The sequence below is a fragment of the uncultured Ruegeria sp. genome, assembly GCF_947504215.1.
Lineage (GTDB): Bacteria > Pseudomonadota > Alphaproteobacteria > Rhodobacterales > Rhodobacteraceae > Ruegeria.
The window spans coordinates 1-25,518 of sequence record NZ_CANNGO010000015.1; the positions used below are offsets into that span (position 1 = coordinate 1).

Consider the following 25,518-nt stretch of genomic DNA (forward strand, 5'->3'; position numbering starts at 1 on the left):
TGATATACCCCTGAAACTCACGGGCTTGAATCACGCAGCAGAGACGGCTGCAATCAAATTAATGGGTCCAGTGCCTAGGAAAACTTGCGGTATGCCCTGGTAATCGGGAATTTCCTTTGGGTATTTTGCCCAAAAAGGCAGAATGCCAAACTCAATCTCGCCGTGCGTAGGAAGCTCGGGCCGGTAATGTGGCGGCTTAAGGTAAGGTACAATTGCCTTGAGCATGGCGTCGGACTCTTTCAGAAGTTCGTAAAAATCCTCAAGGTCTTTGATGATTTTTTCTGGATCAAGCGCGACGTCAATCTGGTCTGAAGGGGGTCTATTTTCAGGTTTTTGGAGGAGTACAGTAATTTTATCTAAAACGTCTGCTTCGGTCTGGGTCATGGCCGTCATGGCTTGCTCCCTGAAGTTAGATTTAAAATGGTTTTCTGCAATCTTTGGCCCTGGGAAACACCCGATGCTTCCGTTTGACCGATATCGTTAAACCGACGTTCCAAAAACTGAACGCCACTCTATGGATGTTGCCGCTGTTTTAGGTCTGGATCAAGCTTCTTGGACAAGCCGCCAGCGCGGGTCAATGCTCGCAGTTCCGCACCCATATTGGCAGGCGTATAGCCGATGGTCACGTTGTCCGCGACCCGCTAGCTCGACGGGCGTTGCATTTTGCGCTTGCGGCGAATGGCTGCAAAGCGGGCTGCGTCCGCAGAAAATCGGGTGGCCAGCCAAGCGTGCTGCACGATCAGCTTCGTCAGCCCGTCGATCCGAGCATTGAGGCCGTTCAGCGGGTGGCGCATAACGCCAAGAATGCAGTCCGCGATCTCTGGCATTTCCAACTGTTCCTCTGTGCAGTGTTCCCAGGCGAACTTGGACACAGCCTCGATGCCCGTTGGCAATATGTGCCCGAACTCACGCAGGATGCTGCGGATCATGTTCACGACCTGGGTGCGCTGACGGACAACCAGATCCCGGGCGCGGTGTATGGCCAGAACGGCCTGCTGATCTTCGGATTTAATCTCGACGAAGCGCATGGTCGGACGACGCACGGCTTGACAGATCGCTGCACGATCAGCTGCATCCGTCTTCCCGCGCTTCACATAGGGTTTGACATATGCGGCTGGCATGAGGCGAACATCATGACCCAACTTGCGCAACTGACGGCCCCAGTAATGAGCTGAGCCGCCTGCTTCCATGCCAACTACGCAACGCGGAAGCTTCTCAAAGAATGCCAACAGACCTGCGCGCCTGATCTTCTTGTTGATGATCTTGCGCCCAGTTGCGGAAACGCAGTGCACTTGAAAAACGTCCTTGGCCAAATCAAGGCCCACGGTCTTTAATGTCATTGGGTACCGCAGCAACCTCCAAATACTTGAATCGACGGATTCTGCATCGCAATCGCGGCAATCTGCTTGCCAAGTTCAATTGGATCGCCTTCGTCCAGCGCATCTGCTTCGTCAAGTTCCGCATGCGAGCAACTCGAAGCGTTCGCCACCACGCCTCTCAGTCGCGGGTGGTTGCCAAGCGCTCCAGCGAAATGGGTCGGATGAGCGCAGTTGACCATAAAAAACAGTGCCGCCGAGTCGGTTGCCCCGTCGATCTGGTCAATTCCGTCCACAAGTCTGGTTCCGTCCGCCAGGCACCCGTCTGTCTCAACAACCAGAGACATGATGATCGGCAGATCAGCGTCTCGGGCGGCGAGGATGCATCCCGCTGCCTCGCTTGGACGGTTGAATGTATAAGCGGTGACCAGGTCGACGCTTGTGTCTTTCAGGCTTTGCATTTGAGCGGCGTGGTATTGACGTGCTTCTTCGACGGGTACCGGCGGGATGTCGGCGTAAGGATCATAGCGCGGGCCGATGCAGGCCGACACCAGTACATCATCGCGAGCGGACGTTTGGCGTACGTCCTCCATTAGACTGACCGCATCTTTGTTCACTTCAACGAGCCGTTCTGCATCGTACCCCAAGGGCGCTGCCCGGTCGGCGTTCGCCATCCATGTGGGCGCATCAAGGATGCATCCGACACTCATTTCACGGGCAAGATCGACAAGTGCCTGCATTTGACCGGCTAGTAATGCTCTGGTGCCAGGTTCTTCCAGCAATGGAAACGATGCGAAACCGGGTAACTCAACTCCATGATTGAATATCAGGTCGGTGCCAGTCCCGGCATAAACCAGAAAGGTCTTGTCACCTTCGAGTGGGAACTGTCGCGCCATTCTGAACCACGCCTATTGCCGTTACGTTTTCACAAGAAACCTACATTGTCTCTGATCTCCTGTGAACCTTAGGGCGGCGACAGGGTGTCTTCCCGAAGCAAGACCTCATCTTCCCGGGCAACTCTCAACCGCGGCGAAAGTCTCCTTCGGCGGGCTGCACCGCAGCGTCATCAAGCCATAGCCAATGTCCTGTGTGGATGGCTCCTGCATTGCAAGAGATTTCTGAGGCCGTACGAACTCACCCATCACGCGAGAAGTTAGCATTCGCTGCAAGCGCACGGGGGTCTGCTACCGCAAAGCGTCTTGCTTATCTTGCTGGTAATCTATCGCCGCGTGCCACAGGACCGCCGACAGGATCACTGTGCCGCCAATGATCGCAACCACAGGCGGAAACTCACTCAGGATGATCCACGCAAGCAGCGCTGCGAAGGGTATTTCGACCGTCCCCAATAGAGCTGATTGTGCTGAGGGAATGAGACGTGTTCCTTCTGTCCAGAGGATTACGGCGCCAGCAAAAGCTAACCCGAACAGGATCAACAAGACGGTATCTTGTGCAGTGACGTTCAGAGGTGCTCCCATAAATCCGCCTACAATGAAGAGCTGCAAGGCAGATGCTCCACCCGCCCAGACGACTGGCACATCCGCGAACTTTCGGATCAGAACAATGTAAGCTGCGTTTCCAAATGTCATGGCGACCGCAAGCAGGTCACCCATCAGCTTGCCAGTGCCCAGCCCACCAGACACGATGATCGTGACACCGGCCAGTGAAAGAGTACCGGCAACTAGGGTGCGGCCCTTCGCGGTCTCACGCATGGTCAGCCACGCTAAGCCAGCGGCAAAAAAAGGGGCGGTGGCGTAGATCACCGCGACATTTGCGATGTATGTGAGTTTGAACGCATAGATGAACGCGATGCTGGAGACACTGCCGACGCTCGCAAGTATCCATCCGCGTTGTCCGAGCCGAAACGCCTGCCCTCGTGACGTCGTCCCCCGGCGGCGGAACTCAACGTAGGCAATGACAGCCAGTCCACCAATCAAACCGCGCCAACACACGATGGTCCACCCATCCGCTTCAATGATCTTGGTCAGTACGCCAGACATGCTGAAAACGACGGCCGAGAGCGCTACGAGGACGATTCCTTTCATATGCTGCGACTGCTGCACTCTCCCGACCCTCGACTATTTGTTTTGAAGTTCTACCATGCCACTGCTGCCAACTGAGTGTCAGCTGTCTTTGATTGGATCACCAGATCAAAGGTTCAAATGGCAAAAACCAACTTCTTTGTGAGGGCTGCGGAGCTCAGGTGGCATTGGTCGCTTGGCGCGGTTCAAATAGAAGAAGCGGCCACGAATGATTTGGTCGTTCTTCTCTTCCACGGGTTGGCCGCGGTTGGCTTTCATGATCGCCCGATCAAAGACGTTAGGCATCGTTTACGCTTCTGGTGTGGCGTGTTTGCGACTGTTTTTTCTGAAACTTGTAAACTTGAGGTCGCAGATGCAGACCACCACGACAGCCAGCGCAACGATTTGATAGGGTAGAATTGCGTCGCCGAGATTCGGGACGGCAGAAACCATTGTCAGGGCAGGCCAGGGTGTTGTGATCGAGCTAGCCAACACAAAATTGACTTTGCGCTCGAAAACCTCCCTATTGCCAATGCAACAGATTGGGCGCTGAGCGCGGTCCTGGATAGGACAACCGCAGCGCTTCGGCCCTTTCGTGTTTGTGTTGCCAAGATATCTACAGGGTCGATTTCAGGAGCCCTGCTATGAAAACCATCTTTGAGCCCTTCCGCATCAAATCCGTAGAACCCATCCGAATGACCACTCGGGAGGAGCGGTGCGCGTTGCTTGAGAAAGCCAACTACAATCTCGTTGCTTTGCGTTCTGAGGATGTGCTGATCGATCTTTTGACCGATTCAGGCACCGGCGCAATGAGTTCCGCCCAATGGTCCGCAATGATACGAGGCGACGAAAGCTACGCCGGGTCGCCTTCGTTCTATCGGTTCGGAGCTGCCGTCAAAAACCTTGTACGCAAAGCCACGCCGATTACATCATCGAAGTGTTCGCCGATCTCGCTAAAACAAAGGACAAGTCTGCAGGGTACCGCACTAAGAAGCAGCCAAAACCGATGCGGCATTTCACTTGTAGCTTCGAGAAGCTCTCAGCATAGGTCAGTCAGGGAAACCAAGTCAAATATGGCGAAGGCGAATCATCTGCCTTGGCTGTATCTCCAAGAGGGCGCGAAGATACGCCAGCGTGCAATTACGTTCGGGGCCTTCCGCATTCCTGCACAAGGCGAGGGCGGCCCGTACCGGACGTTCAGCACCCAGCCTGGTTGCCGCATCCCGCTTTGCGGACATTCGCTGCACCAGCAAAACATGAACTAGAATTGATCCTAAGATCGGTGACAAAATGGGCATGGCCGGAACTTGTTCAAAAGCACCCTGCCCGCCTCAACCCAACTTCCTCTGAGAAGACCCTCGCAGAAACTGTCATCTACCGGTTATGAATCCTAACCTTAGTTGGCAGGCTTTGGAATGAGACCCGTAAACTCGTTCAACGGAGCGCTGATGGGGTTGGTCTGGAATACCTCCCGGTTCTCCAACAAGCGTGAAAACAGTTGCTGAAGATGGGTTGGCCTGGCAGCAGGGTCTGCAAGCTGTTCCTGAGTACGGGCCAGGAAACCACGGACTCTGGTGTCCAGTTCGGTCACCGGATCTGGGTTTTTCAGCAACGTCAAAAAGTCATCTTCCGCCGCAGAACGATTTGCTTCTGCTTCAAGGCTGGCGATCACCACTGCACGAAGCGTATCCGGCAATTGCGACAGTGATGGAGACCTCACTTCCTGTGGAACATGTCGCAATAGGGAAGCCCGCTCTTGGGAGAAGAGCGGTGTTTCGACATCAATGGCAAGCACGGCGGCAATGAAAGCATCATCGACAACCCCGCGTCTGTTGAGGCGTTCAACCATTCGGCGGTCGAATTCCGAAGGTTCTGGCCCGAACCAAGGGAACAGAGTATCGCGACCCGGCATACAATCTGTGCCGATACTGTTGTCGGAAAGCAGTTCCTCATACTCTTCGAGCGAAAGGCCGAGGTTGCCGGGTGTGAATACGTTGGTGACAAGACCCAACCCGCCAAACACCGGCAGATCAATGTCGCGCATCTGAAAGATGTTCACGAAGAAACTGTCGGGAATGTTTAGTGCGCCCGTCGCACGATCGGTGAGGCCACCTTCGTCCAGCCCGGATGTTTTGTTGGAGCTTCCCAGATTTAGTTCGGTAGGCCTAAACAGGCTATCGATCAAGTTTGGCAGGTCAGAGACGCGCACGCTTCCGTCTGAGGCGGTGTCAATGTGATCGCGTATGTCCGCGTCCGTGAACCGTTGCAGCGAAGACTGTATGGAGACCTCGAGAATTTGCGCACCGGTCAAGCGGTTACCCAAAAAGTTGGTATTGGCAATCGGCCAGCTTTGCCCACCGGGAAACAGGTAGAGAGCTTCAAAGGTGTTGGGCAGGCTGTGCCAGTGGTTCCAGGGGAAAGTGAACTCTTTCATCACTGGCCCACCGTTCACGTGGCAGGATAGGCAGCCCTGCGAAAGGTGACTTGAAGAGGCCGTGTCAAGCTCGCTGGAACTGTTGCGGAAACGCCAGGTTCCTCCTTCAAGTTTGTAGTAGTTATAGGTGCCATGCGTAGCATCCCAGGCGACGACTTCGATATCTCCTACCGGGTTGTTGGGGGTCATGAAGACCGAAAAGAACACATTGTTGTCCAGAACGATGCCGCTCGGTGCGTGGGTGCCGTTAAATGAAATCACCATTCGCCGATTAGATGGCCCGCATTCGGTCGACAAGGCACTGCGGCCAATCTGTTCTCCCACCACAAAACTCTGGAAGTCTGATCTGCCACCCTCCAGCAATGTGTTTATGACTGCAGTAAGTGACCGAGGTTGAGGTGCGGACTGAATGGCGATTCTAAAAAACGGGTCGTCAATCTCGTTAAGCAGCGGTGCTGGAATTGTTGTGGGAGGGCTGGCGTCAGTTGGCTGATGCAACAGTTGTTGGGCCTGCAACGGTGCTGCAATGGCAATGATGAGCGCTGTCAATTTGAGTTTCATCTTCACCTCCATCAACCAATACGCGCATCGGGGCGCTGAAGGTTTTCTTTGCCCGTGCGTGCCCATTCCGGAAGGTTTGCGTCATCCGCAATTGCAACCGTTGCCGCCACGAACAGCTTGTCCGCTACCTGAGAGCCGCTTGTGATCGGATCTCCGTCCAGCTCTAGCTCACCCGCTCCGCTGACCAGCAGGGTCCCTCGCCGCCCGTTTCGGCTCACAACCCAGCGGGGATCTACGGCTGATTGATCGTTTATGTCGATCTGGGTACCATCAATCGTCCAGTTGCCTTCGAGGCGCTGGATAAAGATGCCAATCGGATCGGCCAAAGAAAAAGATCGGGATGCGCGAACTTGCTGCTGGCAAGCAGTACAAATCTGGGGATCGGATTGTCGCCCCGGTACACATGCTCCACCAACATTCGCGCAAACTTCAGACGCCGGAAGCCCCGTTCGCTCGATACCGCAGAAAGCAGCGAGGCCAAAAAGCGCAGGTATGGAATTCACCGGAGTGGTAAGCGCAAGAATACCCTTCTGCCCGTTATTCCATGGGTTATTGCGCAGATGGTTTAGAAACAGAATCTCGCGTTGTCGGACCGTTGTTCCTGCCAGGTTGCTGCGGCCGTACAGCTCCGAGTTGGTCGGGGTTGCGCCTTGATTCATGGACTCAACCGCAGTCTTGATTCCGGTCGGTGACACCCCTGCCAGCACGCCAAAGTACTCACGAAACTCAGTTGTAAAGGATATGCGATCTATGTTTCCGCCCGGAGTACGGAAAACGGACCACTCAACGTACTCCTCCTGAAAGTTGCGGTCGGCATCGATCTGAGCAGCCGTTCCTCCGACACGAATTGGAAAAGCTTTCCATGGAATTGTAGCCTCTGCGCGATCAGCTGTGTCGACGTCAAGAATAGCGTCAATCCAGGTAAACGCGCTGTCAGGTCGCTTGGCCGCGCTTCTATACTCCGCCTCGACAAGACCTCGCCATTCGCTGATTGCGCGAAAACGAGACAGGTGATCTGATCCAGACGGATCTGAATAATTGAACATGGGAAACCCCTAAAATAGAATAACTGAAACAAACCCAGTCTAGCATAGCTGTGACTTCGCTCAAAATAACCGTGGGCTCACAATTCAGATTGCACTGCAGCGCTATGCTACTTGCCAGATCCATGGCAGCCCCTTCGGGGGCAAGCGGTATCGGATAGTTTGTTTACTAACGCGGCATTAGCCTCGATTCCCAAGTCAAGCTGGCACCATGGTCAAAGTTTCCGCCGTCGTTAGGGTACTCTGTCCATTCTTTATATCATTCTTGGCCACAAGTTTCTGAGGGCGGCGCGTTGCGCCGAGTGGAACGTTTGGGTTCGGAAATAACCGAAGAGTTCATTTTCGTCATGCCCGACGCGCTCTTTTCAGGCCTCGAAGCATTTGGTGCGCCTCTTTGGGCTCACCGCCGACCTGGGAAGCGGTACGGAGTCTCGCTGAAGCTGCTACGTCACTCGGCTCGGGACGGCCCACTCCGGACTCTCAGCATTGGTGCAAGATCCTGTATTTGCAACCCATCGCTGCTTACGCGGATCCTGGACCCGCTCGAGCTCACAGTCTGCAGGACGGAGCCGACTTTCATCGACATCGAGTCAACATCCGCTTTGCTCACATCAGCACAGTTCTGGAGCACGTCAAGGCGGAACAAGACGAGGGTCCCCAAAGCCATGGGTGCGGACGAATTCAGAGAAGATGGGCTGTCAGCCAAAAAATCGTCTGCGTCAGGACTGTCCCTCAGGGGCACAAGCCAAGAACACAAATTGCAGCCTGCAGAATGAGCCCAATATAGCACAATGAACAAACGCGACTTTAGGCTGCTATTCCCTAGACCGGCGAGACCTGCCAATCGTGCTTCAAACGCTTGGAAGACGACGGCCATGAACAAACCCCCTCAATCTTCGATCATGGTTGAGCTGCCCTGTGGGAAGGTCACAGCTTCAAATTCGGGGTACGCTAGGCGCAGTGTCTGCAAAGGCGGCCCCTCGGCTACACGCCGATCACGCGTAGCTTCCGTCCAGTCTTGCAACTCATCAGATGCAAGAAGCGCCGCGCCAACTCCAGTCAGAGCGCGCAAGCCGCCTATCGCATCAGTTGGGGCGAGAGCATGGACACAATTTGCCGCGGGTGCAAAATCAGCGAGCACCACATTGCTCTGTACTCCCGGCAAAACAGGTTCGGCATAGCACCGACAATTGTGTGCCTCGCCCGGATGACCGCCTTCTGGGGGATTGTCCCATTGGAAAACATCATCATCATATGCAGCGTGGTTATCACGTATCTTGGCATCATCTTGCGAGCGCCAGAAATATTACTCAATCCCGAGGTTTTCCTCCCGGAGCTGATTGATTAGTCCTGCAAATGCCCGCACGAGACGTTCTTCCATTGCTGTTCGCAATGGCCGAAATCGCTGCGGATGATTTTGGTATTCGTTGAAAATACTCTCTAGATGCGCATCCCACGCGCCAAATGCTTCCGCCCTTGCGTCTGACACATCCTTCAGATCGGATGCAGACACAGTTGGTACTGTGTCAGGCGGTGTAACGGCGTTCAGAAGCATCCGGGTGTTTTCGGAAATACCCGGGTAGCTTGCCCTTAATACGTGTCTTCATACAAACGGCAGCGAGCATCCGTGTCCAATTCTGCAGTTTTTGTAATCTCCGACTGTTTATGTGCGCGATAGACCTGCGCAAAGCCGTCCGGGAACCAGCCTGTCACCACCGGGTTGCTCACGAACCGGTCCAGCGCCTCTTCCAATGTTTGCGGGAGTCTCGCGATGTCCCTTTTGGCCAACTCAGAGGCATCCAACAACGACAAATCATCTTCGGTCGGGGTCGGGGCGGCGAGACCCTCTTCGATCCCTTGCGCTCCCGCGAAAACGACGGCCGCGAGCGCAAGATGGGGCGAGGCCGCCGCGTCTGCCGCGCGGTATTCGATGTTGAATTGCCGAGCGATTGAGGTCGGATCCTTGGCGGTCACGGGACAAATCCGTAAAGAGGCCTCACGGTCACGGAAACCGAGGTTGTTGAACGCCGCCGACCACCGGTGCGGTGTTAGACGTTCATAAGAAATCACCGACGGTGCGGTAAGCGCCAGTATCGCGTCCAGATATTTGAGAACCCCCGCAGCGAAGGAGGCGGTCAGCGCGGACATGCCGCAAGACCCGTTTACGTCATAGGTCAATGGTGTGCCCTCGTCGTCCACGAAACTCATGTGGATATGAACTCCGTTGCCGACGCTCGCGACATCGCGGATGGGGGTATAGGTGGCCTGTTCGCCATAGGCGCGTGCGGTGGCGTAGGTCAATTCGCGCACCATGATGGCAGCGTCGGCGGCCCGCACACCTTGTTCCGGACCGATGACCACTTCGTACTGGTTGGGGCCGTATTCCTTCATGATGGAATCCGGCTTCAAACCGATCTGAGCAATAACGTCGACCAAGGTCTCACAAAAGTCGCGTTGCTGGCTAAAGCCACCATGACCATAGGCCTGGCCGACCGGTTGTGGTGCGCCTTTTAGTTGGAACTCGTGTTCGAACGCGGCCACCAGATGCGCGCCTGCAACCGAGTGCAGCCGGTTTAGCGCCGCGCTGAGCAAACCGCGCGTGCAAAAGTCCCAAGGCTCACCTTCTAGCGTGACGATGTTCCCCATGATGAAATGAAGGCCCGAATCTTCGCCAAATTCAGCCTTCGCCTCAGCCCGCGCATCCGGGATCAGCAGCAGATCGCCCAAGGCGCCAAAGGGGCTTTCGGCGATCTCATCGAAGCAATTGATTTGCACGTTGGTCGGCGTCCACCCAACGCCGCGTTGCAAACGCTTATTGAGCTGCTCGGCTGGAAATGCCTTACCCCGCAGTTTACCGGCAAGGTCGGATGTGGCGACAAAAATCAGTGGCGTCTTAGGTATCGTCATGTCGGATCCTGATTGTGGGATCGCAGGGCATCCCAGGCTTCGATACGGGATTTTGTCTGGTCCCAATTGTCTTCGGCAATACGGGTTACCAGCGCTTCGGTTACGGCCAATGCCGCTGTGTAAGTGTCCCAGAGTGTGCCGCTTTCGATGGGCACTGGCAAGATTTCTGCAGCATGGCGTGATATGGGCGAAAGCCATTTGTCTGTCATCAACACGACACGCACCCCGCGGTCCTGCGCTGCGGAGGCTGCCAGCTGCGCCAGTGCCGGTTGGTAGCGACGAAAATCAATCAAAAACAAGATATCCGCGGACTTCATCCGAAGCAGGTATTCAGGCCAGACCTCATGGTTTGCAGGCAGATGGTACACGCCTCTGCGGGTTTGACGCAGGTGAAAAGACAGATGCTGCGCGATGGTGTCGCTGATCCGCCCACCAAGCGTGTAGACATCGCTTTTGGGCTGGCTCAGCAGGGTGCAGATGCGCTGAAACTGCGCCTCGGTGATGCCTTCTGCGGACAACGCCATCTGGGACGAGGCGCGCGCTATGAAATCCCGCAGAAACCCGCCATCGACGCTGCGCCCCTCACCGTGCAGATCGGTAGGCGAGCGTTCCCCTTCTTTCAGTTCGCACAGCAAGGCGCGCTGGAACTGCTGATAGCCGCTCAATCCTATCTTGATCACAAACCGCGAGATGGATGGGGCCGAAACCTCGGCCCGGCGGGCCAATTCCTGGATCGATACCAGACCCGCATAGGGATAATCGCTCAGCAAGGCAGCGGCCAACTTGCGTTCACTCGCAGTCATGCTTTCAGCCTTCGCCTCAATTCTTTGCCTAATAAGCACACAGACACCTCCTGATCAAAACGGATCGCATGGAAAGAAAATTTCAGTCAATACATTTTTTATTGACTCTGAAAAAACTTGTTCTCTAACGTGGGACGCATGACCACAACACTCGCATTCGAGAACCTGCTGACCACGGCGGACCCTGCCCCGGTGGAATGGGTTAATCGCGACAGCGCCGCGCCGGTCGTGTTGTTGTGCGAGCATGCCGGGCAGGCGATCCCGCAAAAGCTGGGCAATCTGGGTGTATCGAAAGAGGTGCGGGCCAGTCACCGCGGCTGGGACATTGGCGCCGAGGCCGTGGCGCGGCAACTGGCCGACCGGCTGCAGGCCCCGCTGATTTTGCAGCGTTATTCCCGGCTTGTTATTGACTGCAACCGGCCCTTAGCTGCCCCGGATTCTATTCCGCCGCACAGCTTCGGAGAACAGATTCCGGCAAATCTGAACCTGACCGCCCCCGAACGGATCGCACGCCAGAAAGAGATTGTGGCGCCGCTAAACGCCGCCATCGAAAACATGCTCGACCAGGTTCCGCGGAGATTGGCCGTGTCGATCCATTCCTTCACCCCGCAAGTCGCAGAAGACACCCGGCCCTGGCACGCAGGGTTCCTGACACGTGCGGACCAGGCAACGGGTCAGGCGGCCATCGACCATATCTTAACCAACCGCCCGGATCTGCAGCTGGCACTGAACCAGCCCTACCAGATCGAAAGCGACAGCGACTGGTTCATTCCGCATTTCGTCGAACCACGCGGCCTGTCGCATTCTCTGGTCGAGATCCGCAACGACCTGATCCGCAATGAGAAGGGCGCGGCGGACTGGGCACAGCTTCTGGCGGATGCCTTCACCAGGATTTTGGAGACCAAGCCATGACCCTGACTCGCGACGTGCCGCTGATACCATCCCAATCCGCGCTTGTGTTCATCGATGTGCAGAACTTCTCGGCCCACCGGAACGGGGCAGAGTTCAAGGACCTGTCAGAGGCCGAGTTTCAGCAGAAATATGGCTGGTATTTTGATCAGCTGGACACCCGTGTGATCCCCAATATGCAGGCCATTCAGGCCGCCTGCCGCACTGCCGGGATCGAGGTCATGTATACCAATATCGAAAGCCTAACACTGGACGGGCGCGACCGGTCGCTGGACTACAAGATCACAGGCTTTCTTGTTCCCAAAGGCAGTTGGGACGGAAAAGTGATCGATCAGATTGCGCCCGTGGGGGATGAGATCGTACTGCCGAAATCGTCATCCTCGGTCTTTGTGTCCACGCATATCGATTACATCCTGCGCAATCTGGGCGTCCGGCAGGTGGTTCTGGCCGGGTTGATCACCGATCAATGCGTCGAAAGTGCGATCCGGGATGCCTGCGATCTGGGTTATCTCGTGACGCAGGTCACCGATGCGTGCCTGACTTACACTCCGGAGCGCCACGAAAACTCCCTGCGCACAATCAAGGGCTATTGCCGGCAGGTCACCGCAGCCGAACTGGTCGAGGAGCTGTCGCGTGCTTGACCTGAACGGCATCACCAAGACCTTTGGCGGGATTCACGCGGTCGAGGATGTGACGATGTCAGTCGCCTCGGGCGAGGTGCGCGGCCTGATCGGCCCAAACGGGGCGGGCAAGACGACGCTGGTGAACCTGATTTCAGGCTTGCTGGCCCATTCGGCGGGCAACCTGTCGTTGGATGGCGAACCTCTGGACCGGCTGCGCGCGCATCAACGCGCCGCGCTGGGAGTGGCGCGAACCTTTCAGAACCTTCGGGTCTTTCCCAGCCTCAGCGTGGCCCAGAATATCGACGTGGCCCGCTATTCCGGGCGAGGTTCTGCAATGGTAGACGCGGCAATCGCAGAGTTCGGCCTGTCGGACAAACTGAACCAAAGCGCAGGCTCGCTGGCCTACGGGCAGCTGCGGCGTCTTGAGATCGTGCGTGCACTGGCTCTGAATCCGCGCGTCCTGATGCTGGATGAACCCGCCGCCGGAATGAACGAACAGGAAACCGACGCTCTGGGCCGGTCGTTGAGCTGGGTTCGGTCGCATTCGGACTGCGCGATCCTGGTCATCGACCACGACCTGAAATTTATCATGTCGCTGTGCGACAGGATCACAGTTTTGAACATGGGCACCGTTATCGCCGAAGGCGCGCCCAAAGACATAACCAAGAACCAAGAGGTTATTGACGCTTATCTTGGCGAAGCCGATGAACGGGCCGCGTGACGCAGGCGGCTTTCAACAGGAGAGAGAGTATGAAGAAGCTGACCCTTACCACTCTGACCGCCATGAGCCTGGCGCTTCCGGCCGTTGCCGAAGACACGATCAAGATCGGGCTGGGTGTGCCGATGACCGGCGATCTAGCGATTTACTCCGAATATCTGGGCGCGCGCTGCATGGCCGACATCATAAACGCCGAAGGCGGTGCAGGCGGCAAGAAGATCGAAGTGCTGGTGCAGGATTCTGCGGGCGATACGCAAGCGGCAATCTCGCTGGCGCAGAAGTTTCTGGACGAAGGAGTCGTGATGCTGGGCACCACACCGTTCTCGGATACGATGATCCCGGTAGCGCAGATCGCCCAGCCTTACGGCGTGTCGATCTTTCAGCCGCAATCCACGCAGGTCGAGATGCACGCGGGTATCGTCGACAACTTCTTTACCGGCGTATCACCCGATCCGTTCACCGCAACGGCTGCCGCAAACTATGCGCTGAGCCAGGGCGTCAAGAACGTGGTCTTGCTGACTTCGGACGAAGGCGGTTCGTGGTCCGCGCGCACCCCCTTGTGGTTCGGCGATGTGATCGAAGAAGGCGGTGGCAAAGTGCTTGCCAAGATGAATTTCAGCTTCGGAACATCTGACTGGTCTCCGCAGATCGCGGATATGAAAGCGCTGGGAGAAGGAATTGACGCGGTCTATATCTCTTCGATCATGCCGGATATCGGTGTTCTGGTGCGTCAGCTGCGCAGCGCAGGTATTGATGCCTGGGTCGTGGGGTCGGATGGGTTTGATGACCCATCATTGGATGCTGTGGCCGCGGATGATCCATCGATCCTGGACAAGGTGTTTTTCGCAACGCTGGCCCCCAGCCACGACGAAAGCGCGGTGGTAAAGTTTATGTCTGATTGCAAGGAAATCGGCCACGACGTGCCCGGCCTGTTCCCCGCAACCGGCGCTGACACGGTGAAGGCCGTTGCCTGGGCGGTCGAAACCTCAGGCAGCTCGGACCCGGCGGTCATTGCAGAAACGATCCGCAATGCCGAGTCCATCCCGGTCATGACGGTCGATAGTATTTCGTTCAAGGATACCAAGACCTATGCCCAACGCACGATCCCGGTGATTGGCTTCAAGGATGGCAAGCGGGTTCTGATCTCGAACGAGATCCCGGAAAACACGCCGCAGGATTGGAACTGAGCACACAGCCGGGTGCGTTTCCCGCGCCCGGCCCCGAACCGATGCTGAAAGTAGAAAACCTAATCGTCTCACACGGTCCGATCGAGGCCGTGCACGGCATCTCTTTTGCCGTGGACCAGGGCCGCTGTGTGTCCTTGCTGGGCCCGAACGGGGCGGGCAAGACCTCGACCATCTCGGCGCTGATGGGCGTGGCCCGATCGTCGGGGCAGATTGCGTTCGACGGGGCCGACATTTCGGACCTGCCGGTGGAATCACGCGTGCAGGCAGGCATGTCCGTGGCGCCCGAAGGGCGGCGGATCTTCTCAAACCTCAGTGTCGAAGAAAATCTGGTTCTGGGCGGTGCAACCCGCCCTGACCGCGATGGCAAGGACGCCGACATAAGCCGCTGGCTTGAGACCTTTCCGATCCTGGGTGAGCGTCGCGACCAGTTGGCGGGCACCTTGTCAGGCGGTGAACAGCAGATGCTGGCCATTTCCCGTGCGCTGATGACCCGACCCAAGATCCTGCTGCTGGACGAACCCAGCCTCGGGCTGGCCCCCAAGATCGTCACCCAGATCTTTCAGATGATCGAACAACTGAAGGCTGACGGCATGACAATCCTGCTGGTGGAACAGAACGCCACGCAGGCGCTGCGATTGTCGGATTACGCCTATCTTCTGAACAACGGGCGGATCGTGGCAGAAGGAACAAAAGAGACACTGGGCCAAAGCAGCGCGCTGATGGCAGAACTCACGGGGATCGCCTGATATGGAGTATGTGGCCCAGCAGGTTATGAACGCCCTTGCCTTTGGGGCGGAATACGCGCTGATCGCCCTGGGTCTGGCGATTGTCTTTTCGATCATGGGATTGGTGAATTTCGCCCATGGCGAAGTGATCGCGGTTGGCGGCTACACAATGGTGGCCTTTGCCGCGCTGGCGCTGAGCAACCCTTTCATCGTCATCGGCGGCGCGATTGCTGCGGCAGTCCTGATGTCGCTGACGCTGGAACGGGTGGCGTTCAGGCCCGTGCGCTATGCGGACCCAACCACGGGTTTGCTGACCGCCTTCGGCGTTTCGATCATCCTGCAAAACGTGTTTCTTTTGGTAGTGTCGCCCCGGCCGGTGGCTGTCACCTCACTTTATTTTCTGGACTGGCCGGTGCGGCTCATGGGCGTGCAGGTGTCCTCGCTTCAGGTGTTCGAGGCGGTGACGACCGTTCTGGTGATTATCGGCCTAATGCTGTTTCTGAAGCGCACGACGCTGGGTCTGGCAATGCGCGCCGCCTCGCTGGATTTTGAGATGGTCCGCATGGTCGGCGTCAGATCGAACCGGGTCTTTGCCATGGCCTTCATGGTGTCGGGCCTTCTGGCCGGTCTGGCGTGTATCTTTATCATGGCGCGACGTGGGTCGGTTGATCCGCATCTGGGATTCAACCCGGTGCTCAAGGCCTTTGTAGCCTGCGTGGTTGGTGGTTTTGGCAGCCTGCCCGGCGCGGTGCTGGGCGGCTTTCTTCTTGGCGCGATCGAGGTCGCCATGCTGGTCCTGCTGCCTCAGGAATACGGCGGCATGAAAGATGCCTTTGTCTTTGGCATCATCGCTTTAGTTCTTGTCTGGAGACCGGACGGCATCCTGTCCCCCCGAACCGAGAAGGGGGACAAGATATGATCCTGAACCCCAGTCAGAAACGCGGGCTGGTCGGAGCCGCGATCCTTGCCGCCGTGCTGATCGCCATTGGCCTGATCGTGACCTATTTCGGCTCGCGTTATCAGTTGCGGTTGGTCTACAGCGCCTTTGTGAACCTGCTGGTCGTGCTGGCGATGCAGGTCTTCATGGGCAATGCGCGTCTGACCAATCTCAGCCACAGCGCGTTCATGGGCATCGGTGCCTATGTTGCCGCGATCTGTGTGACCCCAGTGACGGTCAAAGCCATTTCCCTGCCCGATGCGCCCTGGGGGCTGAATACCTTTTCACTGGATCCGGTGAGCTCGGCTGTTCTGGCTATCGTGATCACGGCGGTGCTGGCCCTGATCATAGGGTTGTTCGTGGTGCGCTTGACAGGGTCGGGTGTGACCATCTTTTCCCTCGCCGTTCTGGTCATCGTGCATTCGGTTTTTTTGTACCGCACCGATATATTCAAGGGAAATCAGGCGTTTTTCGGCATCCCGCAGGTGTTTTCACTGACCTCCATCGTGGTCCTTTCGGTGATTGTTGTCTTCTTGGTCCGCCTGTTCCGAGAAAGCCGTTGGGGCATCCAGCTGCGCGCCTGCGCCGATGATGAAGTCGGAGCTGCAGCGATGGGCGTGAACATCCGCAGGCTGCGCCTGATCGCCTGGGTCCTGTCGGCGGTCCTGCTGGCGGTAGCCGGGATTGCCTATGCGTTTTTCCTCGGCACGATCAGCGCGCGGCCATTCTATTTCAACCACGTCTTCCTGACCCTCGCCATGCTGATCCTTGGGGGCATGCGGACGGTCACAGGGGCGGTGCTGGGTACTTTGCTGATATCCTTCGGTTTGGAATGCGTACGCTGGCTAGAAACCGGTCCGGTTCTGCTGGGCGTTGACCTGCCCGAGGTGTTGGGCCTGTCGGGCATCGCCCTTGGAGTTGTGATCGTGCTGACAATGGCGCTGCGCCCTGGCGGCATCATGGGCGACTACGAAATCGAAGATTTCTTACTGAAAGGACAGGAGTGAGTCATGGGCTGCAACCACACCATCCACAAACACAGTCACCATTTCGGCTGGGACAATTCGATCGACCCGGTGTTGAGTGTCGATCCCGGCGAAACGGTTGAGGTCGAGACCATCGACAGCTCTGGCGGTCAGCTGAACGCGTCCTCGACTCTGGCTGATCTGGGCAAGCTGTCTTTTGACGAGGTGAATCCAGTCACCGGACCGATCCACATCAAAGGGGCCGAGCCTGGTGACACGGTCGCTGTTTCGTTCCTGGACTTCAAGCCGTCGGGCTGGGGTTGGACCGCCAACATTCCCGGATTTGGCCTGCTAACCGATCAGTTTCCCGATGCCGCGCTTCATATCTGGAAATATGATGCTTTGGCGATGGACCCAGCCCTGTTCGGCCCCGGTGGCAAGGTACCGCTCAAGCCGTTTGTGGGTACAATCGGGTTGGCACTGGCGGAACCTGGCCTGCATTCGGTTGTGCCTCCGCGACGGGTCGGTGGCAATCTGGATATCCGCGACAATAGCGTGGGCACAACGCTTTACCTGCCGGTCGAGGTTGCAGGCGGGATGCTGTCTTTGGGAGATACCCATGCTGCGCAGGGTGATGGAGAGATTTGCGGTACTGCCATCGAAAGCCCAATGGACGTGGCCATCAAGATCGACCTGATCAAAGGTGAAAACCTGCCCTTCCCGAGGTTCGAAACCAACGGCCCGGTCACCCGCCATTTCGACGCCGCCGGGTACAAGGCCACGACCGGCATCGGCGAGGACCTGATGCAGGCTGCCCGCGATGCGGTCTCGGGCATGGTTGATTGGATATCATTGACAACAGGCATGACCGCGCTTGAAGCTTATATGCTATGTTCGGTCTGCGGCGATCTGCGGATCAGTGAAATCGTGGATATGCCGAATTGGACCGTGTCGTTCTACTTTCCGAAATCCGTGCTGGACTAGAGAAAGAAACAGCGGCCGTATCCTGCTCCAGATCCATACTTGTACCAAATAGGTGCATGGAAAAACGGTTTCGGTGAAAGCCTTGGCGTGCATGTTTCGATCGAGGATCGCGGTAACTGTCCTGACCATATGGTTGATGACCTGGCTGAATTTGAGAGATCATAGCGACAATTGGAGTTTTGGGTTTAGAGGTATTGCCCAGAACTGCTGGGGCGAAAATGGTTGTCTTTTTCATCGGACGCTCGGTCACCGAAATTGTCAAAAGATTCCGTCCCACAAACCGCCAACACAACCCAGTCTGATTTTGGCCTCTTTTGTGCGTTCGAATCCGGCAACGTACGAAGCTTCGCATCAGTTGATGATGGGCGCTGAGCGATCTTGCAACGACGCGCCGACATAATCCCAGCCAGCAGATTCTTAAGCCCCGCTTTGGGCAGTGTGTAATTGTAATATCGCTACTGCAGCGAACTTCCGCTTCCCACCCATGTTTTGAAAAACACTAGACGCGATCAAGCTGGTCAGCGCTCCAAATCACAAGCGTGACCTCGCAATCATGAAAGCATGTCGGGCATTCAACGAGAGATCGCTGCACATAACACCCGCACCGCGATGTGCAGAGGCTTTCCGCTATTGTCTTGTTTCCGAGAAATCAAAACCGGCCCCTTGTGCAGCGTGCGGCGAAGGTTTCAAAGGAGCTCAACTCTTCCATGTTCTGCATTGCCGTGAATGTCGGCTTCACAATTCGCCAGTTTAAGCTAAAGCCTCACGAATTCTTGCCGTTGCAAATTCGAAGAAGGCATGAACTCGGGCGTTCCTGCGGATATCAGGATGTGCCAGCATCCAGAGATTTGAATTGAACTTTTCGTCGGGATCGTGGGCGCGAACAAGATCAGGGTGAGCTTCGCCCAAATAGCATGGTAGTGCTCCGAATCCGAGGCCGCCGCGAACCAGATCGAAGACACCCATCAGAGAACTGGATACAGTCATCGGCGCTCCCTCGGCTTGGTGTTGTAAGGTGATCTGGCTCATCGGCGATTGGTTGAGACTGTCATTCAATCTGATCCATCGGTGCTCGTTTGTGGGCTGATCCCGCATTGTATCGAGGTAATCTCTGCTCGCATAAACAGCATAAGCGAGATTGGCTAGATTGCGACCGATCCAGTGTTCCGGCGGGGCGACAGTTGGGCGCAATGCAATGTCTGCGTCACGCTGCATAAGATCGAGTGGGCGCGTGCCAGACAAGAGCCGCAATTCTATGTCGGGGTATTTTCGTTGAAAATCCGAAAATACTGGGGTTAGGCAATGGAGTAGTGTATCCGTTGTCGTCACCGTCAACGCGCCTGCCAATCGCAGGTCCTGACCACCCAACTCCCGTTCGATACTGTTCATACCATCGCGCAGCTGAAGCCCGTTTCGGAAGAAATGTTCCCCTGCCGCTGTCATGACGTAGCCGTGACTCAACCGTTCAAACAGCGTGACGCCTAACCGGGCTTCAACTCCTTCAATCCTGCGAAAGACGGTCGAATGGTTAACCCCCAACTGCCGCGCAGCTCCAGACAGGCTGCCAGCCTCACACACGGCAAGGACAAAAGGGACATCGCTCCAGTCTAGTTTCTGTGCATTCATGCAAGATCTCCTTGCTAAAACTGTGAGTTATTTTGCGTGTTAGAACAAGCTATCTGTTGTTCAAGCGAACAATGGAGACACGAGATGCATACTTCCCTGAACCTGCCTGAGCGTGTTGGTCCCAAGCCGGAAACCACACATGGCCTGCCGCACGCCCAAGTTACTCAGCACGGCCCCGACGACATCGTTGATCAAATGCGCGACTGGGCGTTTTCCTTGCCCGGTGTCGATGAGGCGCACAGCCTTGTGTCGGTTCCCGGCGCTCGCGCGATGGTCATGCACGACGGTGCCGCCTGCAACCATGATGCATTTATGATCGGTCGCGAGTTCGCTCACATACACCCCAAACCCGACAATGGCAGCATGCATGTACAACTGCCCAAAGCTGACGCACTGGAAGTGGTCAAAAAAGGCTGGGGTGAACATCACACTCTGGTCGATCTGGGTCGCCGTCCTGTCGGGTTGGTCATGGTCTATTCGCCACGTGACGAGGTCGAATTGGCCATCATCAAGTCCATACTTGGCCGGTCCTACGAATACGGCACCGGCAAAGAAACCGCAGCGTAGCCCCCCCAACCCATCGAAAGGAGACTCCAATGAAGCACGTGCTCATGAGTGCTGTTGCGGGATTGCTTTTCGCAAGCTCTGCGCTTGCAACAGAAATCGAAACTAAGTCGCTCGAAGAGCTTTATGCGGAAGCCGTAGCCGAGGGTGGCGAGCTTGTCATCCGAGCAGGTGGCGATAAAGACGATCAAGCCGATTATTATCTGGACATGTTCAAAGAACGCTTTCCAGAAATCAAAGTCACACACAGCGTTGATCTGAGCTTTTATCATGCGTCCGCTATGACAATGCGCGGGAAGACGCCAGCAAGGCGAACGTGCCGGATATCATTCAGTTTCAAACCCTTCACGACTACGACTACTATGCCGAGCGCGGGTTGCTGGAGCGATACAAGCCCAAGAACTGGGAGCAGGTCTACCCAGATTATAAAGACCCTCACGGGCGTTGGATCGGCCTGTTCGGCGTGGCTTTCACCAATGTGTTCAATTCCGACCTCATCAATGAAGCTGATGCTCCGCGCGATGCGCTGGACTATCTGGACCCGGCGTTGAAGGGCAAAGCCATCCTGACCTACCCGCACACCGATGACGCCGTACTGTATCAGTTCTGGAATCTGAAAGAGAAATACGGTTGGGAGTATCTGGAAAAACTCGTCGCGACAGAGCCGGTCTGGGCCCGTGGCACGTCAATGCCATATGTTGCGATTGACAACGGATGGTATGGCGCAAGCTTCACGACTTCTTGGGCATTTGTGCCATTTGAAGGCAGCGATACACGGCTCGTTTTGCCTGAAGAAGACTACTTCCTGACCTGGTTTCAGACTGCAGCCATCCCGACCGATGCCAAGAACAAGGCGGCAGCCAAGCTCTACCTGAACTGGATGCTCTCTGAGGAATTCCAGGGTAAGCGGCTGCAATTCCCGGTGCGCATGGATGTTGAATCGCCCGATGGCTACAAATCTCACCTGCACTACAACACCTCTCCTGCAGACTTCCACCGGTTCATGCTGAAACGCGATCAGGTCGAGCGTTTCCGCCTGCAGATCGAACAGCTCGTCGGCCCGGCTGAAGGTCCAGCCCCTCTAGAACTGGACTACAGCGTCAAACCGTAACCCCGCTTACGGCTTCGCGTTGCGACTAAAACGCGGCAACGCGAAGCCCTTCAATATCGGAGATATACCCATGAAAATCCTTATCGTAGGCGCAACCGGCCTCATCGGCGGCGCAGTCGCAAATGCTCTGTCCGCAAACCATGAAATCATCAGCGCCGGATACAGCGACGGTGATATGAAGGTTGATCTCGGTTCCAAAGCCTCCATCGAGGCGATGTTCCAGGCCGTCGGCACCGTTGACGCCGTGATCAGCACCGCCGGGCTTGCCGGTTTTGCGCCCTTCAACGAGCTGGACGACGCGGCTTACGACCTTGCGCTTGGCAACAAGCTGATGGGCCAAATCAACCTTGTCCGCGTTGGACAGAGACATATCAGCGATGGTGGATCGTTCACGCTCACTGCTGGTACACTGTCACGAGAACCGATGCCGGGCTCGGTGGTGATCAGCATCGCCAACGGCGCACTGGAATCCTTTGCCAAGGCAGCAGCACTCGAACTTGACCGCGACCTACGGGTAAACACCGTTAGCCCCGTCTTCGTCAAGGAAACGATGGAGATGATGGACATGGATTCAAGCACGGGCTTGTCGGCGGCAGACACTGCAAAGGCTTACGTCTCTGCCATCGAAGGCGGTATGAACGGCGAAACGTTGGATGCGCCTGATTACGCATAACGCTATGAGCTAAGCAAACTTCCTTGGAAAACAAACCTGCCGTTCGGACCGCGCGGCCGAGTGGCAGAATTGTCCCGTGAAACAGCCATTCGTAATCATCCCACTGAATGGCTCTTACTCAACCAGAGATCGCTTCACATAAAACCGTTTCAGCGATGTTTGTGTTCGGTTATGGCAGTACCAAACTTCCATGGGTTGCAAGAAACCGGGCGCTAGAATCTTCTACTCGCGCCTAGGTTAGCATCGAGTTTTGGTTCCTGTCGCTCCTCGTCACAATCGCTTTTTTACTTAGATGTCGTCAGATCCTCTGAGGGGAGTTGCTCCATACGATTGGGTATCTCGTCGACACCCAAGACCCACCGTGATCTGGCCAAATCTCCTCAGGAAAGCTACTCGATCAAACGATGTAAGGGACGCGGTCAGGTGGATTACACACGGATGCCGTTGATCAATTTACACCTGGAGTAAGACTTCTTGATCTCGTTAGACTTATAAATATCAAGTACTTATGTGGAAATCGAGCCTGTTAGTCCATCTGTATAAGCATTGTTCACAAAACATCTGGACAAATAAAACATCAGATGTTTAGTATCTCCTCATGAGTGAGCTTCTGTACTATGATCTGAAAGATTCCGCGGGTGTGGCGCCCGGTCTTGCTACGCAGGTGTGTCGTGAGCTTGGGCGGCGTATCGTAGCCGGGCATTTCCCGGAAGGCAGTTTGATCGATGACGAAAATAAACTTTGCACCCGTTTCGGGGTCAGTAAATCTGTTGTCCGTGAGGCAATCAAGTTGCTGGTTGGTAAGGGTCTGCTGGAAGTACGCCGCGGCAGTGGAACACGTGTGCGGCGGCGCGCAAGTTGGAACCTTCTGGATGATGATGTGCTGGCTTGGCATCAGGGCATCGAGCCGAAGCCCGAGTTCCTGCGTCAGCTGATGGATGTCAGGCAAATGGTGGAGCCCAATGCTGCCGGCTGGGCGGCTAAAACGGCAACGCCAGAGCAGATCGAAGACATTCGCAATGCACAGCACGACATGGAGCAGGCGGCCTCGATCCAGGACTTTGTAGTTGCGGATGCGCTGTTTCACCGCTCTGTCCTGCGCGCCGCGAATAACGAAGTACTTATCGCTCTGGAGGGTGTGATCTTTTCGGCCCTCCTGAGTTCAATCAAAGTCACAAACAGCGATCCGCGCGAAAACAAGCGATCATTGCCTCTGCATCGGCAGGTTCTGAAGGCTATCGAAGCTCACGATAGTGAAGGGGCCTCATCGGCGATGCGGGAGCATTTGGCCGACACTTATGAGCGACTAGCCGGGGCATTGCCGGATTTCAATGCAAAACGCGGAGCGAAACTACAAGGGGAATGAGATGTCCACTGCCCGGAAAGGTGGCTGGGCTAGTGGTGACGACACGAGACATGCTTCTACCCAGCCTCATGTCGTCAGGTTGGCCCGATAACACGGGAGAACTCCACCAGATAATCCGGCGCAATGCGCCAGAAACATCGACGAGGAGGATATGATGTTTTCAAAGCTTTCGAAAGGCCTGCTGGCTGGAACTGTCGCGGCGTCTGCGTTGCTGGCAGCTGGAACGGTATCGGCGGAGGATATGGTTGCTCTGTTGCTGCCCGAAAACGTGAATCCGCGTTGGGAACAACAAGATGCAGCAGCGTTTGTGCGCACCATGGGCGAGATTGCACCCGACGTGAAAGTTGAGGTGTTCAATGCTAATAACGATACAGCCACCCAGCAACGCCAAGCCGAACAGGCACTGACTCAGGGCGCAAAAGTTCTTGTTGTCATTCCTATTGATGGGGAAAGCTCGGCAATCATTGCCGATACGGCGGCTGAAGAAGGTATCCCAACAATCGCCTATGACCGGATGATCAACTCACCCAACACCACGTTCTGGGTGCAGGCCGATCTAGAAGGCATGGGATTTGATCAGGCGACCCACGTGATTGAGAACACCAAGGATGGCGACACTCTGGTCTTGCTCAAAGGATCGCCGACTGATCCGAATGCGGCAGTCATCCACAATGGTCAGCTTCGTGCACTCACGCCTTTGTTTGAAAGCGGCGCACGCGTCATGGGTTATGAGAACTGGACACAGGGCTGGGACCCCGCCATTGCACGTCGTTCGATGGATCAGGCGCTGACTCAACTGGATAACAACGTTCAGGGTGTTGTGTCTTCCAACGATGGGAACGCCGGTGCCGCGATCGCAGCGATGGAAGAGCAAGGGATGGCGGGAACCGTCCCCGTCTCTGGCTTGGACTGCACGGTGCAAGCACAACAGTTGATGCTTCTTGGCAAGCAGACCCAGTGTGGATGGCGTCCGCTGGAAGACATGGCCGCCGCCGCAGCGCAGGTCACAGTGCGTTTGGTTAATGGAGAGGACTTCTCGGATCTTGCGCCACAAACCGTCACTAACGGTGTCGGAGCAGAAGTGGCCTATGTGCCGGTGGGTTCGTACTCGGCCATCGGGGCAGACGGGGTTGACTATGTGATCGAAAACGATGCCTCGATCACTAAAGACATGGTCTGCCAGGGCGAAGCCGCCTCAACCGACTTCTGCAAGTAACAAGGTCAAGTTATGACGTCTGAAGACAAAATGGTGGGGCAAGCTGCCCCACCAGCGCACCTTGCTGTGCGTGGAATCCAAAAATGGTTTGGCGGCGTGCACGCCCTACGCGGCGTTGATTTTGAGGTCGCGCGTGGCGAGGTGATGGCCCTTGTAGGCGACAACGGCGCAGGCAAATCCACACTGATGAAAGTGCTTGCCGGGGCACATCTTGCGGACGACGGCACGTTTTTGCTCGACGGTAAGCCTGTCGAAGTGACTTCACCCAATGATGCAACCGAGCTGGGTATTCAGATTGTCTATCAGGACCTTGCTTTGTGCGAAAATCTGGACGTTGCGGCCAATCTGTCCTTAGGGGCGGAATCTGTGAAACCCGGCTGGGGGTTCCTTCCACGCCTTCTGCGCCCGCTGGACGATCTGGAAATGGAAGTAAAAGCTAAGAAGGCCATCGACCGGCTTGAAGTGCGCACTTTGCAATCGGTTCGGGCCAAGGTGGGCGGCCTGTCCGGCGGTCAACGTCAGGCCATTGCCATTGCGCGCGCCGTGGGCGCCGAAAGCTCGGTGGTCATGCTGGATGAACCCACCGCCGCACTGGGCGTTGCGCAGACTCGTCAGGTGCTGGAGGTGGTAAAGCGGCTGCGCGAGACGAACCACGCCGTCGTCTACATCTCGCACAACATGCGCGACATATTTGAGGTCTCGGACCGGATCACGGTTCTGCGCCACGGCACCAATGTTGCCACCTACACAACCTCGGAAACGAACCCGGATGAAATTGTGGTCGCTATGACTCGCGGCTTGGACACGGAGAACGGGAATGCAGCCTGAGGCG

The 25,518-nt window shown here is 56.2% G+C and carries 24 protein-coding genes and 2 pseudogenes; 16 read left to right on the forward strand and 10 right to left on the reverse strand.

All coding sequences use genetic code 11. The features are described from left to right. Positions 1 to 30 precede the first annotated feature (30 nt). From Q1B21_RS19685 to Q1B21_RS19700, 4 genes and pseudogenes are all read right to left on the reverse strand, one after another. Positions 31 to 393: a hypothetical protein gene (locus Q1B21_RS19685; protein ID WP_299892396.1), complete on the reverse strand. Its 363-nt coding sequence runs from the start codon at positions 391 to 393 to the stop codon at positions 31 to 33. A gap of 326 nt (positions 394 to 719) precedes the next feature. Beyond that, positions 720 to 1,340: pseudogene (locus tag Q1B21_RS19690) on the reverse strand (IS110 family transposase); the annotation flags it as partial. Beyond that, positions 1,337 to 2,212, reverse strand: coding sequence for a homocysteine S-methyltransferase family protein (locus tag Q1B21_RS19695; protein ID WP_299892398.1), 876 nt, complete (start codon positions 2,210 to 2,212; stop codon positions 1,337 to 1,339). The gene Q1B21_RS19695 and the pseudogene Q1B21_RS19690, both read right to left, overlap by 4 nt. A gap of 288 nt (positions 2,213 to 2,500) precedes the next feature. After that, entirely contained in the window at positions 2,501 to 3,358 is an 858-nt protein-coding gene (locus Q1B21_RS19700) for a DMT family transporter (protein ID WP_299892401.1), read from the reverse strand. A gap of 117 nt (positions 3,359 to 3,475) precedes the next feature. Here Q1B21_RS19700 and Q1B21_RS19705 point away from each other — a divergent pair, with 117 nt between their 5' ends. Then, positions 3,476 to 3,751, forward strand: a complete 276-nt coding sequence (locus Q1B21_RS19705; RefSeq protein WP_299892404.1) for a hypothetical protein — start codon at positions 3,476 to 3,478, stop codon at positions 3,749 to 3,751. Positions 3,752 to 3,978: 227 nt separating this feature from the next. Further along, positions 3,979 to 4,599: a beta-eliminating lyase-related protein gene (locus tag Q1B21_RS19710; protein ID WP_299892406.1), complete on the forward strand. Its 621-nt coding sequence runs from the start codon at positions 3,979 to 3,981 to the stop codon at positions 4,597 to 4,599. A gap of 131 nt (positions 4,600 to 4,730) precedes the next feature. Here the strand turns inward: Q1B21_RS19710 and Q1B21_RS19715 are convergent, their stop codons facing one another. From Q1B21_RS19715 to Q1B21_RS19730, 5 genes and pseudogenes are all read right to left on the reverse strand, one after another. After that, positions 4,731 to 6,329, reverse strand: a complete 1,599-nt coding sequence (locus Q1B21_RS19715; protein ID WP_299892409.1) for a hypothetical protein — start codon at positions 6,327 to 6,329, stop codon at positions 4,731 to 4,733. 11 nt (positions 6,330 to 6,340) lie between these two features. Continuing rightward, positions 6,341 to 7,375 carry a hypothetical protein gene (locus Q1B21_RS19720; protein ID WP_299892412.1) on the reverse strand — a complete coding sequence of 345 codons (1,035 nt, stop codon included), beginning with the start codon at positions 7,373 to 7,375 and terminating at the stop codon, positions 6,341 to 6,343. Positions 7,376 to 8,261: 886 nt separating this feature from the next. After that, positions 8,262 to 8,663, reverse strand: a pseudogene (locus Q1B21_RS22380) (phage minor head protein); the annotation flags it as partial. Positions 8,664 to 8,962: 299 nt separating this feature from the next. After that, complete coding sequence (locus Q1B21_RS19725; RefSeq protein WP_299892415.1) at positions 8,963 to 10,279, reverse strand: glutamine synthetase family protein; 1,317 nt, start codon at positions 10,277 to 10,279, stop codon at positions 8,963 to 8,965. Beyond that, positions 10,276 to 11,121 (reverse strand): MurR/RpiR family transcriptional regulator, encoded by an 846-nt coding sequence (locus Q1B21_RS19730; RefSeq protein WP_299892418.1) that lies wholly within the window; start codon positions 11,119 to 11,121, stop codon positions 10,276 to 10,278. Before Q1B21_RS19730 ends, Q1B21_RS19725 begins: the two co-directional genes overlap by 4 nt. Positions 11,122 to 11,220: 99 nt before the next feature. On the opposite strand from Q1B21_RS19730, the gene Q1B21_RS19735 reads away from it, so the two are divergent. Genes Q1B21_RS19735 through Q1B21_RS19770 form a run of 8 tightly spaced genes read left to right on the forward strand, consistent with a single transcriptional unit; the run spans position 11,221 to position 18,130 of the window. Next, positions 11,221 to 11,994, forward strand: a complete 774-nt coding sequence (locus Q1B21_RS19735) for an N-formylglutamate amidohydrolase (protein ID WP_299892421.1) — start codon at positions 11,221 to 11,223, stop codon at positions 11,992 to 11,994. Then, the gene (locus tag Q1B21_RS19740; protein WP_299892424.1) at positions 11,991 to 12,632 is read left to right on the forward strand and encodes an isochorismatase family cysteine hydrolase; all 642 of its coding nucleotides are present in this window, start codon (positions 11,991 to 11,993) and stop codon (positions 12,630 to 12,632) included. Before Q1B21_RS19735 ends, Q1B21_RS19740 begins: the two co-directional genes overlap by 4 nt. Then, entirely contained in the window at positions 12,625 to 13,335 is a 711-nt protein-coding gene (locus Q1B21_RS19745; protein WP_299892426.1) for an ABC transporter ATP-binding protein, read from the forward strand. Before Q1B21_RS19740 ends, Q1B21_RS19745 begins: the two co-directional genes overlap by 8 nt. A 29-nt stretch (positions 13,336 to 13,364) precedes the next feature. Beyond that, on the forward strand, positions 13,365 to 14,519 hold the full coding sequence (locus Q1B21_RS19750; protein WP_299892429.1) for an ABC transporter substrate-binding protein: 1,155 nt from the start codon (positions 13,365 to 13,367) through the stop codon (positions 14,517 to 14,519). Between the two features lie 41 nt (positions 14,520 to 14,560). Further along, complete coding sequence (locus Q1B21_RS19755) at positions 14,561 to 15,265, forward strand: ABC transporter ATP-binding protein (protein ID WP_299892577.1); 705 nt, start codon at positions 14,561 to 14,563, stop codon at positions 15,263 to 15,265. Between the two features lies 1 nt (position 15,266). After that, the gene (locus tag Q1B21_RS19760) at positions 15,267 to 16,163 is read left to right on the forward strand and encodes a branched-chain amino acid ABC transporter permease (RefSeq protein ID WP_299077073.1); all 897 of its coding nucleotides are present in this window, start codon (positions 15,267 to 15,269) and stop codon (positions 16,161 to 16,163) included. Beyond that, positions 16,160 to 17,188 carry a branched-chain amino acid ABC transporter permease gene (locus tag Q1B21_RS19765; protein WP_299892432.1) on the forward strand — a complete coding sequence of 343 codons (1,029 nt, stop codon included), beginning with the start codon at positions 16,160 to 16,162 and terminating at the stop codon, positions 17,186 to 17,188. The genes Q1B21_RS19760 and Q1B21_RS19765 overlap by 4 nt, the downstream gene beginning before the upstream one ends. Positions 17,189 to 17,191: 3 nt before the next feature. Beyond that, entirely contained in the window at positions 17,192 to 18,130 is a 939-nt protein-coding gene (locus Q1B21_RS19770; protein WP_299892434.1) for an acetamidase/formamidase family protein, read from the forward strand. A 750-nt stretch (positions 18,131 to 18,880) separates the two neighbouring features. On the opposite strand, the gene Q1B21_RS19775 is transcribed toward Q1B21_RS19770, so the two are convergent. Further along, complete coding sequence (locus tag Q1B21_RS19775) at positions 18,881 to 19,756, reverse strand: LysR family transcriptional regulator (RefSeq protein WP_299892437.1); 876 nt, start codon at positions 19,754 to 19,756, stop codon at positions 18,881 to 18,883. Positions 19,757 to 19,840: 84 nt separating this feature from the next. On the opposite strand from Q1B21_RS19775, the gene Q1B21_RS19780 reads away from it, so the two are divergent. The 6 genes from Q1B21_RS19780 (at position 19,841) to Q1B21_RS19805 (ending at position 25,514) form a co-directional block, all read left to right on the forward strand. After that, the gene (locus Q1B21_RS19780) at positions 19,841 to 20,323 is read left to right on the forward strand and encodes a luciferase family protein (protein ID WP_299892439.1); all 483 of its coding nucleotides are present in this window, start codon (positions 19,841 to 19,843) and stop codon (positions 20,321 to 20,323) included. Positions 20,324 to 20,636: 313 nt separating this feature from the next. Next, complete coding sequence (locus tag Q1B21_RS19785; protein WP_299892442.1) at positions 20,637 to 21,431, forward strand: extracellular solute-binding protein; 795 nt, start codon at positions 20,637 to 20,639, stop codon at positions 21,429 to 21,431. A 70-nt stretch (positions 21,432 to 21,501) separates the two neighbouring features. Further along, positions 21,502 to 22,104 (forward strand): short chain dehydrogenase, encoded by a 603-nt coding sequence (locus tag Q1B21_RS19790; protein ID WP_299892445.1) that lies wholly within the window; start codon positions 21,502 to 21,504, stop codon positions 22,102 to 22,104. A gap of 598 nt (positions 22,105 to 22,702) precedes the next feature. Then, entirely contained in the window at positions 22,703 to 23,470 is a 768-nt protein-coding gene (locus tag Q1B21_RS19795) for a FadR/GntR family transcriptional regulator (protein ID WP_299892448.1), read from the forward strand. A 154-nt stretch (positions 23,471 to 23,624) separates the two neighbouring features. Then, positions 23,625 to 24,686: a sugar ABC transporter substrate-binding protein gene (locus Q1B21_RS19800; RefSeq protein ID WP_299892451.1), complete on the forward strand. Its 1,062-nt coding sequence runs from the start codon at positions 23,625 to 23,627 to the stop codon at positions 24,684 to 24,686. Positions 24,687 to 24,698: 12 nt separating this feature from the next. Next, on the forward strand, positions 24,699 to 25,514 hold the full coding sequence (locus Q1B21_RS19805) for an ATP-binding cassette domain-containing protein (RefSeq protein ID WP_299892453.1): 816 nt from the start codon (positions 24,699 to 24,701) through the stop codon (positions 25,512 to 25,514). Positions 25,515 to 25,518 lie beyond the last annotated feature (4 nt).

Excerpts from the sequence above, each read along its gene's own strand:
- Q1B21_RS19725 (WP_299892415.1), bottom strand. The coding sequence starts at position 10,279 with ATGACGATACCTAAGACGCCACTGATTTTTGTCGCCACATCCGACCTT.
- Q1B21_RS19710 (WP_299892406.1), top strand. The coding sequence starts at position 3,979 with ATGAAAACCATCTTTGAGCCCTTCCGCATCAAATCCGTAGAACCCATC.
- Q1B21_RS19800 (WP_299892451.1), top strand. The coding sequence starts at position 23,625 with ATGTTTTCAAAGCTTTCGAAAGGCCTGCTGGCTGGAACTGTCGCGGCG.
- Q1B21_RS19765 (WP_299892432.1), top strand. The coding sequence starts at position 16,160 with ATGATCCTGAACCCCAGTCAGAAACGCGGGCTGGTCGGAGCCGCGATC.
- Q1B21_RS19795 (WP_299892448.1), top strand. The coding sequence starts at position 22,703 with ATGAGTGAGCTTCTGTACTATGATCTGAAAGATTCCGCGGGTGTGGCG.
- Q1B21_RS19805 (WP_299892453.1), top strand. The coding sequence starts at position 24,699 with ATGACGTCTGAAGACAAAATGGTGGGGCAAGCTGCCCCACCAGCGCAC.
- Q1B21_RS19755 (WP_299892577.1), top strand. The coding sequence starts at position 14,561 with ATGCTGAAAGTAGAAAACCTAATCGTCTCACACGGTCCGATCGAGGCC.
- Q1B21_RS19780 (WP_299892439.1), top strand. The coding sequence starts at position 19,841 with ATGCATACTTCCCTGAACCTGCCTGAGCGTGTTGGTCCCAAGCCGGAA.
- Q1B21_RS19770 (WP_299892434.1), top strand. The coding sequence starts at position 17,192 with ATGGGCTGCAACCACACCATCCACAAACACAGTCACCATTTCGGCTGG.
- Q1B21_RS19760 (WP_299077073.1), top strand. The coding sequence starts at position 15,267 with ATGGAGTATGTGGCCCAGCAGGTTATGAACGCCCTTGCCTTTGGGGCG.
- Q1B21_RS19750 (WP_299892429.1), top strand. The coding sequence starts at position 13,365 with ATGAAGAAGCTGACCCTTACCACTCTGACCGCCATGAGCCTGGCGCTT.
- Q1B21_RS19685 (WP_299892396.1), bottom strand. The coding sequence starts at position 393 with ATGACGGCCATGACCCAGACCGAAGCAGACGTTTTAGATAAAATTACT.
- Q1B21_RS19700 (WP_299892401.1), bottom strand. The coding sequence starts at position 3,358 with ATGAAAGGAATCGTCCTCGTAGCGCTCTCGGCCGTCGTTTTCAGCATG.
- Q1B21_RS19720 (WP_299892412.1), bottom strand. The coding sequence starts at position 7,375 with ATGTTCAATTATTCAGATCCGTCTGGATCAGATCACCTGTCTCGTTTT.
- Q1B21_RS19715 (WP_299892409.1), bottom strand. The coding sequence starts at position 6,329 with ATGAAACTCAAATTGACAGCGCTCATCATTGCCATTGCAGCACCGTTG.
- Q1B21_RS19695 (WP_299892398.1), bottom strand. The coding sequence starts at position 2,212 with ATGGCGCGACAGTTCCCACTCGAAGGTGACAAGACCTTTCTGGTTTAT.
- Q1B21_RS19790 (WP_299892445.1), top strand. The coding sequence starts at position 21,502 with ATGAAAATCCTTATCGTAGGCGCAACCGGCCTCATCGGCGGCGCAGTC.
- Q1B21_RS19775 (WP_299892437.1), bottom strand. The coding sequence starts at position 19,756 with ATGAATGCACAGAAACTAGACTGGAGCGATGTCCCTTTTGTCCTTGCC.
- Q1B21_RS19740 (WP_299892424.1), top strand. The coding sequence starts at position 11,991 with ATGACCCTGACTCGCGACGTGCCGCTGATACCATCCCAATCCGCGCTT.
- Q1B21_RS19735 (WP_299892421.1), top strand. The coding sequence starts at position 11,221 with ATGACCACAACACTCGCATTCGAGAACCTGCTGACCACGGCGGACCCT.
- Q1B21_RS19705 (WP_299892404.1), top strand. The coding sequence starts at position 3,476 with ATGGCAAAAACCAACTTCTTTGTGAGGGCTGCGGAGCTCAGGTGGCAT.